This window comes from Streptomyces sp. NPDC000404 (assembly GCF_040300365.1).
GTDB classification, from domain to species: Bacteria; Actinomycetota; Actinomycetes; order Streptomycetales; family Streptomycetaceae; genus Streptomyces; species Streptomyces ramulosus.
The window spans coordinates 132,943-146,815 of sequence record NZ_JBEPDN010000017.1 but is presented as its reverse complement, the minus strand read 5'-3'; the positions used below and the strand labels follow the sequence as shown (position 1 = coordinate 146,815).

General features: G+C 73.1%; 8 protein-coding genes. 7 read left to right on the top strand and 1 reads right to left on the bottom strand.

Going from position 1 to position 13,873, the window contains the following annotated elements:
• Window positions 1-168 precede the first annotated feature (168 nt).
• The 5 genes from ABT345_RS29240 (at window position 169) to ABT345_RS29220 (ending at window position 8,512) form a co-directional block, all read left to right on the top strand.
• Window positions 169-1,548 (top strand): diaminobutyrate--2-oxoglutarate transaminase family protein, encoded by a 1,380-nt coding sequence (locus tag ABT345_RS29240; protein ID WP_345086921.1) that lies wholly within the window; start codon window positions 169-171, stop codon window positions 1,546-1,548.
• A gap of 66 nt (window positions 1,549-1,614) precedes the next feature.
• A complete protein-coding gene (locus ABT345_RS29235) occupies window positions 1,615-3,534 on the top strand; it encodes an IucA/IucC family protein (RefSeq protein WP_345086919.1) in 1,920 nt (639 codons plus the stop codon).
• Between the two features lie 184 nt (window positions 3,535-3,718).
• Entirely contained in the window at window positions 3,719-4,375 is a 657-nt protein-coding gene (locus ABT345_RS29230; RefSeq protein WP_386461394.1) for a GNAT family N-acetyltransferase, read from the top strand.
• Between the two features lie 166 nt (window positions 4,376-4,541).
• Entirely contained in the window at window positions 4,542-6,494 is a 1,953-nt protein-coding gene (locus ABT345_RS29225; RefSeq protein WP_386461392.1) for an IucA/IucC family protein, read from the top strand.
• A gap of 41 nt (window positions 6,495-6,535) precedes the next feature.
• Complete coding sequence (locus tag ABT345_RS29220) at window positions 6,536-8,512, top strand: ATP-dependent DNA helicase (protein WP_345086917.1); 1,977 nt, start codon at window positions 6,536-6,538, stop codon at window positions 8,510-8,512.
• An 85-nt stretch (window positions 8,513-8,597) separates the two neighbouring features.
• Here ABT345_RS29220 and lexA read toward each other — a convergent pair whose 3' ends face one another.
• Window positions 8,598-9,398 (bottom strand): transcriptional repressor LexA, encoded by an 801-nt coding sequence (lexA, locus tag ABT345_RS29215; protein WP_030288183.1) that lies wholly within the window; start codon window positions 9,396-9,398, stop codon window positions 8,598-8,600.
• Window positions 9,399-10,124: 726 nt separating this feature from the next.
• On the opposite strand from lexA, the gene nrdR reads away from it, so the two are divergent.
• Window positions 10,125-10,652, top strand: coding sequence for a transcriptional regulator NrdR (gene nrdR / locus ABT345_RS29210; RefSeq protein ID WP_345086914.1), 528 nt, complete (start codon window positions 10,125-10,127; stop codon window positions 10,650-10,652).
• Between the two features lie 120 nt (window positions 10,653-10,772).
• On the top strand, window positions 10,773-13,637 hold the full coding sequence (locus ABT345_RS29205) for a vitamin B12-dependent ribonucleotide reductase (RefSeq protein WP_345086912.1): 2,865 nt from the start codon (window positions 10,773-10,775) through the stop codon (window positions 13,635-13,637).
• Window positions 13,638-13,873 lie beyond the last annotated feature (236 nt).

Here is a 13,873-nt window from a genome sequence, read left to right as displayed (position 1 = left end):
CCGGTGCCGAGGGGGACGACGTTAGCCGGGCCCCCGGTTCCGGCTGGTAAGGATCTTTCCCACGACCGTGATCCCGCGCCGTGCGCGTCGTTGGTACGTACGGGGGAACGCCGGGCTGCCCGCCGGGCCCCGTGCGCCGTAGCTCTGCATCCGGAGGACACGACCGACGTGGCGTTGACCGAATCCGTACCGACGGCCCCGTCGCCGGGGCACGAGGGGATCCTGCGACGGCAGGCCCAGCGGGAGTCCGCGGCCCGCACCTATGCCCGCTCGCTGCCGATCGTGCCGGTGCGCGCCCGCGGGCTGACCATCGAAGGGGCCGACGGCCGCCGCTACCTCGACTGCCTCTCGGGCGCCGGAACCCTCGCCCTGGGGCACAACCACCCGGTCGTCCTGGAAGCCGTCCGCGCCGTCCTGGACTCCGGCGCCCCGCTGCACGTCCTCGATCTCGCCACCCCGGTCAAGGACGCCTTCGTCACCGAGCTGTTCGCCTCGCTGCCCGCCGGGTTGGCCGAAAATGCACGGATCCAGTTCTGCGGGCCGGCCGGGACCGACGCCGTCGAGGCCGCCCTCACCCTCGTCCGCACGGCCACCGGCCGGGACGGGCTGATGGCCTTCTCCGGCGCCTACCACGGCATGACGACCGGCGCCCTCGCCGCGTCCGGCGGCGCCCGGCACACCGCCGTGACCCGCCTGCCGTACCCGTACGACTACCGCTGCCCGTTCGGCACCGGCGGCGCCCGCGGCGCCGAACTCGCCGCCCGCTGGACGGAGTCCCTCCTCGACGACCCCAAGAGCGGGGTGCCCGACCCGGCGGGCCTGATCGTCGAGCCGGTCCAGGGCGAGGGCGGCGTGATCCCCGCCCCGGACGCCTGGCTGCGGCGGATGCGGGAGATCACCGCCGCCCGCTCCATCCCCCTGATCGTCGACGAGGTGCAGACCGGCGTCGGCCGCACCGGCGCCTTCTGGGCCGTCGAACACAGCGGCATCGTCCCCGACGTCCTCGTCCTGTCGAAGGCGATCGGCGGCAGCCTGCCGCTCGCCGTGATCGTCTACCGCGAGGAGCTGGACACCTGGCCGCCCGGCGCGCACGCCGGGACGTTCCGCGGCAACCAACTCGCGATGGCCGCCGGACGCGCCACCCTCGCCCACGTCCGCGAGGCCGGACTCGACCGGCACGCCGCCGCGCTCGGCGCCCGGATGCTCGCCCGGCTCCAGGCGCTCGCCGCCGTCCACCCCTGCATCGGCGACGTCCGCGGCCGCGGCCTGATGCTCGGCGTCGAACTGGTCGACCCGGAGGCCGAGGCGGGCCCGGCCGGCGATCTGCCCGCCGATCCCGGCCTCGCGGCGGCCGTCCAGCGCGCCTGCCTGGACCGCGGCCTCATCGTCGAACTGGGCGGCCGCCACCAGTCCGTCGTCCGGCTGCTGCCGCCCCTGACCCTCACCGACGAACAGGCCGAAGCGATCCTCGACCGCCTCGCCGACGCCCTGGAGGGTGTCCGCGAGGCCCCGCCCGGCTCCGGGCGCGGCGCCACCGGCACCCCCTAGCCGCAGCGGTCGGCCCTGCCCCGGCCCGACCGGCACCCTCCCCACCACACAGTGAGGCACCTCCCCATGAACGAACGCCCCGCAACCGACGGGACACAGGCCCCCGAGCGCCCCGCCCACCACCCGGACACCTTCGCCCCGGCCGTACCGCGCCAGCAGCAGCGGCACGCCGCCGACCCCGCCCCGCCCCCGGACGCCACACCGCACCCCCTCCCCACGGAGCCCGACCCCCTCGACCACCCCGACCCCGCCCGCGCCGCCGACGCCGCCGCCGTCGAGAACCTGCTGCGCTGCTGGATCCGCGAGAGCGGCGGCCACCGCCCGGCCGGCGGCCGGCTGCGCATCCCGCTGCACGCCAGCGCCACCGCCCTGCACGTCCCCGTCCGCTACTGGTCGCCCACCGGCCTGCACCGCCTCGACGCCCCCACCCTGGAGGGCACCCCGGCCGACGCCGCCCCGCTCGACGCCGTCACCCTCGCCGCACTGCTGCGCCGCGAGGCCGCCCACGGCGCGGCCCGGCCCGCCGCCGACACCGCCTGTGGCGACGGCGCCGACCTCGTCGGCCGGGTCGCCTCCTCCGTCCGCACCACCGCCGTCTTCCTCGCCGACCGCCGCGCCCGCCCCGCCGACGCCGGACACTCCCGCTTCCTCGACGGCGAACAGTCCCTCCTCCTCGGCCACCCGCTGCACCCCATGCCCAAGAGCCGCGAGGGCCTCACCGACGCCGAACACCACGCCTACGCACCCGAGTTGCGCGGCGGCTTCGCCCTGCACTGGATGGCCGCCGACCCCGCGGTCCTCGCCGCCGACTCCGCCTGGACCGAACGCGGCCGGACCGTCCCCGCCGACCGGCTCGCCCACACCCTCGCCAGCGGCGCCCCGACCCCGCCCGACGGCACCGTCCCGCTGCCGCTCCACCCCTGGCAGGCCCGCGACCTCACCTCCCGGCCCGAGGTCGCCGCCCTCCTCGACTCCGGCGCGCTGACCGACCTCGGACCGGGCGGGCCGGTCTGGTACCCGACCTCCTCGGTCCGCACCGTCTGCCGCCCCGGCTCCGACGCGATGCTCAAGCTCTCCCTCGGGCTGCGGATCACCAACTCCCGCCGGGAGAACCTCCGCAAGGAACTGCTCCGCGGCGTCGAGATGCACCGGCTGCTGCGCACCGGCCTCGCCGCCGACTGGCAGGCCGTCCACCCCGGATTCGACATCATCCGCGACCCGGCCTACCTCGCCGTCGACGGCCCCGATGGCACCCCCGTCCAGGGCCTGGACGCCGTCGTCCGCCACCACCCCTTCCGCCCCGGCGACGACGCGGTCTGCCTGGCCGGACTCACCTCGCCGCGGCCCTGGCCCGGCCGCCCGGCGATGCGCTCCCGCCTCGCCGTCCTCGTCACCGCCCTCGGCGCGCGGACCGGCCGGCCCCTCGCCGCCGTCGCCACCGAATGGTTCCTGCGCTACCTCGAAGCCGTCGTCCGGCCCGTCCTGTGGCTCGACGGCACCGCTGGTGTCGCGCTGGAGGCCCACCAGCAGAACACCCTGGTCCTCCTCGACGCCGACGGCTGGCCCGCGGGCGGCCGCTACCGCGACAACCAGGGCTACTACTTCCGCACCTCGCGGCGGGACGAACTCACCGCCCGGCTGCCCGGTCTCGGCGAGGCCAGCGACACCTTCGTCCCCGACGACGTCACCGACGAACGCTTCGCCTACTACCTCGCCATCAACAACGTCCTCGGCCTCATCGGGGCCTTCGGCGCCGAACACCTGGTCCGCGAGGAGGTCCTGCTCGCCGCCTTCCGCCACTTCCTCGCCGACGCCGCCACGGCGCCCGCGGCCCACCGCTCCCGCCTGCCGGAGCTGCTGCTGACCACGCGCACCCTGCGCTGCAAGGCCAATCTGGCGACCCGGCTGCACGGCCTCGACGAACTCGTCGGGCCCGTCGACACCCAGTCCGTCTACCTCGCCCTGCCCAACCCACTCGTCCCCTGACCCGCGCCGCACCGTCGCGCGCACCGCCCACCGGGCGCACGGCGCGACGGCGCGGACACCTCACCGCCCGTTCCACCCGACACCACCGCCACACCCCGGGGCGCGGCGCACCCGCCACCCGCCCCGGCCCGCCCCGGGGACGCGCCGATCCGCGGCCCCGGGGCCACGAAAGGAGAGCGCCGCCGTGCCACCCACCGAATCCGGCTCCGGCACCAGCCCCGTCCGGCAGCCACCACCCGCCGTGCGCCCCCCGGCCCACGCCGGGCCCGCCGGACCGCTCCTCGACGGGCTCGCCGGATGGCCGCCCGCCGAGACCGCCGACGGGCCGTTCGCCCTCGTCCCGGTGGACCCCGTCGCCGACCTCGCCCGCATCGCGGCGTGGATGAACGATCCGGCGGTCGCGGCCTACTGGGAACTGGCCGGCCCCGCCGAGGTCACCGCGGCGCATCTGCACCCCCAGCTCACCGGCGACGGCCGCAGCGTCCCCTGCCTCGGCGTCCTGGCGGGCGTCCCGATGAGCTACTGGGAGGTCTACCGCGCCGACCTCGATCCGCTCGCCCGCCACTACCCGGCCCGCCCGCACGACACCGGTCTGCACCTCCTCCTCGGCGCGGACCACCGGGGCCGCGGCCTCGGCACGGCCCTGCTGCGGGCCGCCGCCGACCTCGTCCTCACCCACCGCCCGCGCTGCACCCGCGTCGTCGCCGAACCGGACGTCCGCAACGCCCCCTCCGTCGCCGCCTTTCTCGCCGCCGGATTCCGCCACGACGGCGAGATCGAACTGCCGGACAAACGCGCGGCGTTGATGATCCGCGACCGCGACCTGCTCGACCCGCTCTGACCCGGGGCCGTCCACCGACGGCCCCGCACCGCTGTCCGGACCGCCCCCCTTCCCGCGCCACCGCCCCGCCGAAGGAAACGCGCCGCCCCTGACCGACCCCCAACCACCCGGTGACCGCCGGCTGTCCCCGCCGTGCCGGTGCGGTCCCACAACGAGGAGTCCCGCCGTGACCGCTGAACACCGGCCCGCCGCATCCCATGCCGCCGACGAGGCCCGGCCCGCCCCGCACCTCTGGCAGCGCGCCGCCCGCCGCCTGCTCGCCAAGACGCTGGCGGAGTTCGCCTACGAGGAGATCATCCGCCCGGAACCCGTACCCGAGCCGGAGCCCGCACCGGGGCGGAGGCCGCAGCAGGCGGCCGATCCGGCCGTGGCAGGGCCGGCGCCCGCCGTGCCCGCGCCCGCCGCGCCCGCCGCCCCCGACCCGGCCGGGCCCGCCGTGCCGGATGCCGCGGCCGCCTCCGCCGCATCCCTCGCCGACGGCCGCCCCACCCGCTACCGGCTGCCCGTCGCCGACGACCTCGTCTACCGCTTCACCGCCCGCCGCGGCGCCTACGGACACTGGCGCGTCGACCCCGACTCGCTCACCCCGGACCCCGACCCGCTGCGCTTCCTCGCCCGCGCCCACGACACCGTCCTGGGACTGTCCGGCGACACCACCGGGCACCTGCTGCGGGAGCTGACCGCCACCCTCGCCGCCGACGCCCGGCTGGACGCCACCGCGCTCGACGTGGAAGCCCTCGCCGACCTGGACTACGCCTCCCTCGAAGGGCACCAGACCGGCCACCCCTGGCTCGTCGCCAACAAGGGCCGGCTCGGCTTCTCCGCCCGGGACACCGCGGAGTGGGCCCCCGAATCCCGCACCCCGCACCGCCTGCCCTGGCTCGCCGCCCACCGCGACCTCGCCCACTACCGCGGCATCCCCGCACTGGCCACCCCCGACCGTCTCTACGGCGAGGAGCTGCCCCCCGCCGTCCGCGACCGCTTCGCCGCCGCCGTCGCCGCCGAGGGCCGCGACCCCGCCGACTACCTCTACCTCCCCGTCCACCCCTGGCAGTGGGACGAGACCGTCGCACCGCTCTTCGCCCCGCAACTCGCCGACAGATCCATCATCGCGCTCCCCACTGACAACGACCTCCGCCTGCCGCAGCAGTCGATCCGCACCTTCCTCAACATCAGCCGCCCGCACGCCCGCACCGTCAAGCTCCCGCTGTCGGTCCTCAACACCCTCGTCTGGCGCGGTCTGCCCACCGAACGCACCGCCGCCGCCCCCGCCGTCACCGGCTGGGTCCACGCCCTGCGCGACCACGACCCGTATCTGCGCGAGGAGACGCGGGTGATCCTCCTCGGCGAAACCGCCTCCGTCACCGTCCACCACCCGCTCTACGACCGGTTGCCCGGTGTCCCCTACCAGTACAAGGAGCTGCTCGGCTGCATCTGGCGCGAGCCGCTCACCGGCCATCTCGACCCCGGGGAGCGCGCCCGCACCCTCGCCTCGCTGCTCCAGACCGACCCGCACGGCCGCGCCCTCACCGCCGAGCTGGTCCGCCGCTCGGGCCTGCCGCCCCGGGTCTGGCTGCGCCGCCTCTTCGCCGCACTGCTGCCGCCGCTGCTGCACTTCCTCTACCGCTACGGCACGGTCTTCTCCCCGCACGGCGAGAACGCCATCGTCGTCTTCGACGACCGGGACGTGCCCGTACGGCTGGCGGTCAAGGACTTCGTCGACGACGTCAACATCAGCGCCACGCCGCTGCCCGAGCACGAGGCGATGCCGGACGAGGTCCGCGCGGTGCTGCTGACCGAGCCCCCGGCGTTCCTCACGCAGTTCATCCACTCCGGGCTGTTCATCGGCGTCTTCCGCTATCTCGCGCCGCTCTGCGAGGAACAACTGGACGTTCCCGAAAGGGAATTCTGGTCCCTCGTCCGGGCGGAGATCCTGCGCCACCACGAACGCTTCCCCACCCTCAAGGAGCGCTTCGCCCTCTTCGATCTGCTCACCCCGCGGATCGAGCGGCTGTGCCTGAACCGCAACCGCCTGCACACCGACGGCTACCGCGACCGCGCCGAACGCCCGCACGCGACGGTCCACGGCACCGTCCCCAACCCGCTGCACGCGCCGTGACGGGGCGGGCTGTCAGTGGTCCCGCGTAGGCTGGCCACGCTATGACGAAGCCCTCCCTCAACGATCTGCTGCACGCCGCCGTCGCCGCCGTCGGCGGCACCGAGCGGCCCGGCCAGGTGGCGATGGCCGAGGCCGTCGCCGAGGCCGTGCACGACCAGTCGCATCTGCTGGTGCAGGCCGGCACCGGCACCGGAAAGTCCCTCGGCTATCTGGTGCCGGCGCTGGCCCACGGCGACCGCGTGGTCGTCGCCACGGCCACCCTCGCGCTCCAGCGCCAGCTCGTCGAGCGTGATCTGCCGCGCACCGTCGACGCCCTCCATCCGCAGCTGCGCCGCCGCCCCGACTTCGCCATGCTCAAGGGCCGCTCCAACTACCTCTGCCTGCACCGCCTGCACGAGGGCGTGCCGCAGGAAGAGGAGGAGGGGCTCTTCGACCCGTTCGAGGCGGCGACGCCCACCAGCAAGCTCGGCAAGGATCTGCTGCGGCTGCGCGACTGGGCGGACGAGACGGAGACCGGCGATCGTGACGACCTGACGCCCGGCGTCTCCGATCGCGCCTGGGGCCAGGTCTCGGTCGCCTCCCGGGAGTGCCTGGGCGCCTCGAAGTGCGCGTACGGCGCGGGGTGCTTCGCGGAGGCGGCCCGGGAGCGCGCCAAGACCGCCGATGTGGTGATCACCAACCACGCCCTGCTGGCGATCGACGCGATCGAGGGCGCGCCGGTCCTGCCGGAGCACGATGTGCTGATCATCGACGAAGCCCATGAGCTGGTCTCCCGGGTCACCGGCGTCGCCACCGGCGAGCTGACCCCCGGGCAGGTCAACCGCGCGGTCCGCCGCGCCGCCAAGCTCGTCAACGAAAAGGCCGCCGATCAGCTGCAGACCGCGGCCGAGACGTTCGAGCGGCTGATGGAGCTGGCACTGCCCGGCCGTCTGGAGGAGGTCCCGGAGGATCTCGGCTACTGCCTGATGGCGCTGCGGGACGCCGCCCGTACGGTGATCTCCGCGCTCGGCGCCACGCGCGACAAGAACGTCCAGGACGAGGACGCGGTCCGCAAGCAGGCCCTCGCCTCGGTGGAGAACGTCCACGCGGTCGCCGAGCGCATCGCGAACGGCTCCGAGTACGACGTCGTCTGGTACGAACGCCACGACCGCTTCGGCGCGTCGTTGCGGGTGGCGCCGCTGTCGGTCTCCGGGCTGCTGCGCGAGAAGCTGTTCGCGGACCGCTCGGTGGTGCTGACGTCCGCCACCTTGAAGCTGGGCGGCGACTTCAACGGCGTCGGCGCGTCCCTGGGGCTCTCCCCGGAGGGCGTGCGGGAGGACGACGCCCCGGTCTGGAAGGGCCTGGACGTCGGCTCGCCCTTCGACTACGGCAAGCAGGGCATCCTCTACGTCGCCAAGCACCTCGCGCAGCCCGGCCGGGAGGGCAGCCGGGACGACATGCTCGACGAGCTGGCGGAGCTGATCGAGGCGGCCGGCGGGCGGACGCTGGGCCTGTTCTCGTCGATGCGCGGGGCGCAGGCGGCGGCTGAGGCGATGCGCGGCCGCCTCGACATGCCGGTGCTGCTCCAGGGCGAGGAGACCCTGGGCGAGCTGATCCGCACATTCGCGGCGGACGCCCGGACCTGCCTGTTCGGCACGTTGTCGCTGTGGCAGGGCGTGGATGTGCCGGGCCCGAACTGCCAGCTCGTGGTGATGGACCGGGTGCCGTTCCCGCGCCCGGACGATCCGCTGATGAGCGCCCGCCAGAAGGCGGTGGAGGAGGCCGGGGGCAACGGCTTCATGGCGGTGGCCGCCACGCACGCCGCGCTGCTGATGGCGCAGGGCGCCGGCCGGCTGGTCCGGGCGACGGGGGACCGCGGCGTCGTCGCCGTCCTCGACCCCCGGCTGGAGCGGGCCCGGTACGGCTCGTTCCTGCGGAAGTCGATGCCGGACTTCTGGTACACCACCGACCGCAATCAGGTCCGCCGCTCGCTCGCGGCCATCGACGCGGCGGCCCGGGAGGCGGAGAGCGGCGCGTGACGACGCCGCCCGGCGAGCCGTCCGCAGGGCAGGGCAGAGCCCCGGAACCGGCGCAGTGGTCCCGGGGCTCGCTCGTGGGGCGAGGTCAGACCCGCCGCAGGACGGCCACGACCTTGCCGAGGATGGTGGCCTCGTCGCCGGGGATCGGCTGGTAGGCGGCGTTGTGCGGCAGCAGCCACACATGGCCGTCCTCGCGCTTGAAGCGCTTGACGGTGGCCTCGCCGTCCAGCATCGCGGCGACGATGTCGCCGTTCTCCGCGACGGGCTGGCGGCGGACGGTGACCCAGTCGCCGTCGCAGATCGCGGCTTCGATCATGGAGTCGCCGACGACCTTGAGGACGAACAGCTCGCCGTCGCCGACCAGCTGGCGGGGGAGGGGGAAGACATCCTCGACGGACTCCTCGGCGAGGATCGGGCCACCGGCGGCGATCCGCCCGACGAGCGGGACGTAGGACGCCGCGGGCTTGCCCGCCGTCTCCGTGGCCGCGCTGCTGGCCTGGTCGGAGCCGCGGACCTCGTACGCCCGCGGGCGGTGCGGGTCGCGCCGCAGGAAGCCCTTGCGCTCCAGGGCCATGAGCTGATGGGCGACGGACGAGGTGCTGGAGAGCCCGACGGCCTGGCCGATCTCCCGCATCGACGGCGGGTACCCGCGGCGCTGCACGGAGTCGCGGATGACCTCGATCACGCGGCGCTGGCGATCGGTCAGCCCCGAGCTGTCGGCCCGGATCCCAGGCGGCCGTCCCGGCAGCGCACGGGTGGGCTTCTGCTCCGCAGCATCCGGCGCGGCGTCGTCCATCGGTGTGCTCCGTGCCACTTGAGGGTGTTCGAACCGGCTCTGGGAGTGGCTCTGTGCGGTGATGGTCGCGCTGTCTGCGGTGGTGGTCACGTCGGCCCCTCTCGGAATGTGCTCCCTAGTTAGCCAACGGTAGTTGCTTTCGAAAGGTTGCGCCAAACACACGTTCGAGTGAAAATCAGCGAATCTGCTGACTCGCTCGCGTGTCTGGTGTATAGGGCGGAAGCCCGAACGGCGATTCGGTCCGGCCGGATGCCGCTCCGCCTCCCCGTGTGCTCCGTCGCACTCGGAAAGACCGGCAAAGCATCCGCGAATTCCCGACGGGAAAACCCGCGAGAGGCCGATGAGGCTCCGGTGGGAGCGGTGGTGCCTCCCGGCGCCGCTCGCGGCACGGGTCCCGAAGGCCGCTTCGCTCCGTATTATCCCCTTCGGTCCCGGGCCGCCCGTAGCGGGGTGGCGGAGGGTGGGGAAGGGTCTTCCGGTCGCACCCCCAGGGGCGCGTCACCGCCTGCGGATTCCGTCATTCCGGCCCCTGCGGACCGCCTCGCGACGGGCTTCCCGTAGGCTCGTGGACAACCCCGACGGCCTGCCTCCACCGCGACACGCGGTAGGCGGCTATGTGCGTCCCGACACCACATCTAGTGCTTGTATGGCGCCGACCACCTACAAGTTGTGGTGTCTGGTCCGGCGGGCCCCGGCGGATCGCCTATGCTGGTGACTGCTCCGAGGGCCTGGAAGGGCCGTCGTGAGGCCGATCAGTCGTACGCGGATTTCCGGCGACGTACGTCCGCGCAGTTCCGAGGTGAGGAGGGTGGAGCCATGCACTGCCCCTTCTGCAGGCACCCGGACAGCAGGGTCGTCGACAGTCGCACCACCGACGACGGCACATCGATCCGCCGCCGTCGCCAGTGCCCCGACTGCTCCCGCCGTTTCACCACCATCGAGACGGCGTCCCTGACGGTGATCAAGCGGAGCGGGGTCACCGAGCCCTTCAGCCGTACCAAGGTCATCGCGGGCGTGCGCAAGGCATGCCAGGGGCGGCCGGTCTCCGAGGACGCCCTCGCCAAGCTCGGCCAGCGGGTCGAGGAGGCGGTGCGCGCCACCGGCAGCGCCGAGCTGTCCACCCATGACGTCGGGCTCGCCATACTGGGACCGCTGCGGGAACTCGACCTCGTCGCGTACCTGCGTTTCGCGTCCGTGTACCGGGCCTTCGACTCGCTGGAAGACTTCGAGGCGGCCATCGCCGAGCTGCGTGAGCAGCGCGAGCAGGGTCCGCCCGAGCGGGAGTGCGGGACGGACGGCGGCGATGCCGCCTCCGTTCCCGAGCCCGCCACCGCCGCCGACTGAGCGCGGCGCGATCACACCTGACCGGGGCGCGTGCAGGCGCTCCGGCCGCAGAACGACAGACACTGTGCCACGGGAAGAAGTGTGCACATATGGGCGTTTTCGCCCGTATAGGGAGGCGGAATGACAGAGACGACGAGCGGCCCGGCACGCGGCTCCCGCGCCAAGGGCAGCAAGGCGAGCAAGGGGCTGCGTATCGAGCGCATCCACACCACCCCCGGCGTGCACCCGTACGACGAGGTGGAGTGGGCGCGTCGTGACGTCGTCATGACCAACTGGCGCGACGGCTCGGTCAACTTCGAGCAGCGTGGCGTCGAGTTCCCCGACTTCTGGTCGGTGAACGCGGTCAACATCGTCACCAGCAAGTACTTCCGTGGAGCGGTGGGCTCGCCGACCCGCGAGTCGAGCCTGCGGCAGCTGATCGACCGCGTGGTCACGACGTACCGCAAGTCCGGTGAGGAGAACGGTTACTTCGCCTCCCCGGCGGACGCCGAGATCTTCGAGCACGAGCTCGCGTACGCCCTGCTCCACCAGGTCTTCAGCTTCAACTCGCCGGTCTGGTTCAACGTCGGCACCCAGCAGCCGCAGCAGGTCAGCGCCTGCTTCATCCTCTCCGTCGACGACTCCATGGAGTCGATCCTCGACTGGTACAAGGAAGAGGGGATGATCTTCAAGGGCGGTTCCGGCGCCGGTCTGAACCTCTCCCGCATCCGCTCCTCCAAGGAGCTGCTCTCCTCCGGCGGCAACGCCTCCGGCCCGGTCTCCTTCATGCGCGGCGCCGACGCGTCCGCCGGAACCATCAAGTCGGGCGGCGCCACCCGCCGCGCCGCCAAGATGGTCGTGCTCGACGTCGACCACCCCGACGTCGAGGCCTTCATCGAGACCAAGGTGAAGGAGGAGGAGAAGGTCCGCGCGCTGCGCGACGCCGGCTTCGACATGGACCTGGGCGGCGACGACATCACGTCCGTCCAGTACCAGAACGCCAACAACTCCGTCCGCGTCAACGACGAGTTCATGAAGGCCGTCGAGACCGGCTCGAAGTTCGGCCTGCGCGGCCGGATGAACGGCGAGGTCATCGAGGAGATCGACGCCAAGGGCCTCTTCCGCAAGATGGCCGAGGCCGCCTGGGCCTGCGCCGACCCCGGCATCCAGTACGACGACACGATCAACCACTGGCACACCTCGCCGGAGTCGGGCCGGATCACCGCCTCGAACCCGTGCAGCGAGTACATGCACCTGGACAACTCCTCGTGCAACCTCGCCTCGCTCAACCTCATGAAGTTCCTGCGCGACGACGACAAGGGCAACCAGTCGTTCGACGCCGAGCGCTTCGCCAAGGTCGTCGAGCTGGTCATCACGGCGATGGACATCTCCATCTGCTTCGCCGACTTCCCGACCGAGAAGATCGGCGAGACCACCCGCGCCTTCCGCCAGCTGGGCATCGGCTACGCCAACCTCGGCGCCCTGCTGATGGCCACCGGCCACGCCTACGACTCCGACGGCGGCCGCGCGCTCGCCGGTGCCATCACCTCCCTGATGACCGGCACCTCCTACAAGCGCTCCGCCGAGCTGGCCGCGGTCGTCGGCCCGTACGACGGCTACGCCCGCAACGCCGACGCCCACAAGCGCGTCATGCAGCAGCACTCCGACGCCAACGGTGCCGCCAAGCGCATGGACGACCTGGACACCCCGGTCTGGGCCGCGGCGACCGAGGCGTGGCAGGACGTGCTGCGCCTGGGCGGGAAGAACGGTTTCCGTAACGCGCAGGCCTCGGTCCTCGCGCCGACCGGCACCATCGGCCTGATGATGGACTGCGACACCACGGGCGTCGAGCCGGACCTCGCCCTGGTCAAGTTCAAGAAGCTGGTCGGCGGCGGCTCCATGCAGATCGTGAACAACACGGTCCCCAAGGCGCTCAAGCGGCTCGGCTACCAGCCCGAGCAGGTCGAGGCGATCGTCGCCCACATCTCCGAGCACGGCAACGTCATCGACGCCCCCGGCCTGAAGCCGGAGCACTACGAGGTCTTCGACTGCGCCATGGGCGCCCGCTCGATCTCGGCCATGGGCCACGTCCGGATGATGGCCGCGGCGCAGCCTTTCCTGTCGGGCGCGATCTCCAAGACCGTGAACCTGCCCGAGACGGCCACCGTCGAGGAGGTCGAGGAGGTCTACTACGAGGGCTGGAAGCTCGGCCTGAAGGCGCTCGCGATCTACCGCGACAACTGCAAGGTCGGCCAGCCGCTCTCCGCCAAGAAGAAGGAGGAGGAGAAGAAGGCCGAGCCGGTCGCCGAGCAGAAGGTCGTCGAGTACCGCCCGGTCCGCAAGCGTCTCCCGAAGGGCCGTCCCGGCATCACCACCTCCTTCACCGTCGGCGGCGCCGAGGGTTACATGACCGCCAACTCCTACCCGGACGACGGTCTCGGTGAGGTCTTCCTGAAGATGTCCAAGCAGGGTTCGACCCTCGCGGGCATGATGGACGCCTTCTCCATCGCGGTGTCGGTCGGCCTCCAGTACGGCGTGCCGCTGGAGACCTACGTCTCGAAGTTCACCAACATGCGCTTCGAGCCGGCCGGTATGACGGACGACCCGGACGTGCGGATGGCGCAGTCGATCGTCGACTACATCTTCCGCCGCCTGGCGCTGGACTTCCTGCCCTTCGAGACCCGCTCCGCGCTCGGCATCCACTCCGTCGAGGAGCGCCAGCGTCACCTGGACACCGGCTCGTACGAGCCGTCCGAGGACGTCGACGTCGAGGGCCTGGCGCAGTCCGCGCCGCGCCAGACCGAGGCACCCGCCCCGGCGGCCCCGGCCGCGGAGGCCGAGGCCCCGGCCCCGAAGAAGCAGGCGCACACCAACGCCGAACTGGTCGAGATGCAGCTCGGCATCAACGCCGACGCCCCGCTCTGCTTCTCCTGCGGGACGAAGATGCAGCGCGCGGGCAGCTGCTACCTCTGCGAGGGCTGCGGCTCGACCAGCGGTTGCAGCTGATCACGGGCGGATGGCCGCCGATGCCTCACTGAGCATCCGGTGCCGAGGCCGTTGATCCGCAGGTGAGAGAGGGAGCCGACCCCCGGGTCGGCTCCCTCTTCGTTGTTCCCGCCCGCTGCGCGGTGCCCGGGGCGTCGGCCGTTCGGGTATGCGGGCGTCGCGACGAGGGAGCCGGCGCGGTGCGAGCCCGGCCACCGGCCGACCCGGTCGCCCAGGACGTTCCGCGGAGACCGGCC

Excerpts from the sequence above, each read along its gene's own strand:
- ABT345_RS29235 (WP_345086919.1), top strand. The coding sequence starts at position 1,615 with ATGAACGAACGCCCCGCAACCGACGGGACACAGGCCCCCGAGCGCCCC.
- ABT345_RS29220 (WP_345086917.1), top strand. The coding sequence starts at position 6,536 with ATGACGAAGCCCTCCCTCAACGATCTGCTGCACGCCGCCGTCGCCGCC.
- nrdR (WP_345086914.1), top strand. The coding sequence starts at position 10,125 with ATGCACTGCCCCTTCTGCAGGCACCCGGACAGCAGGGTCGTCGACAGT.
- ABT345_RS29205 (WP_345086912.1), top strand. The coding sequence starts at position 10,773 with ATGACAGAGACGACGAGCGGCCCGGCACGCGGCTCCCGCGCCAAGGGC.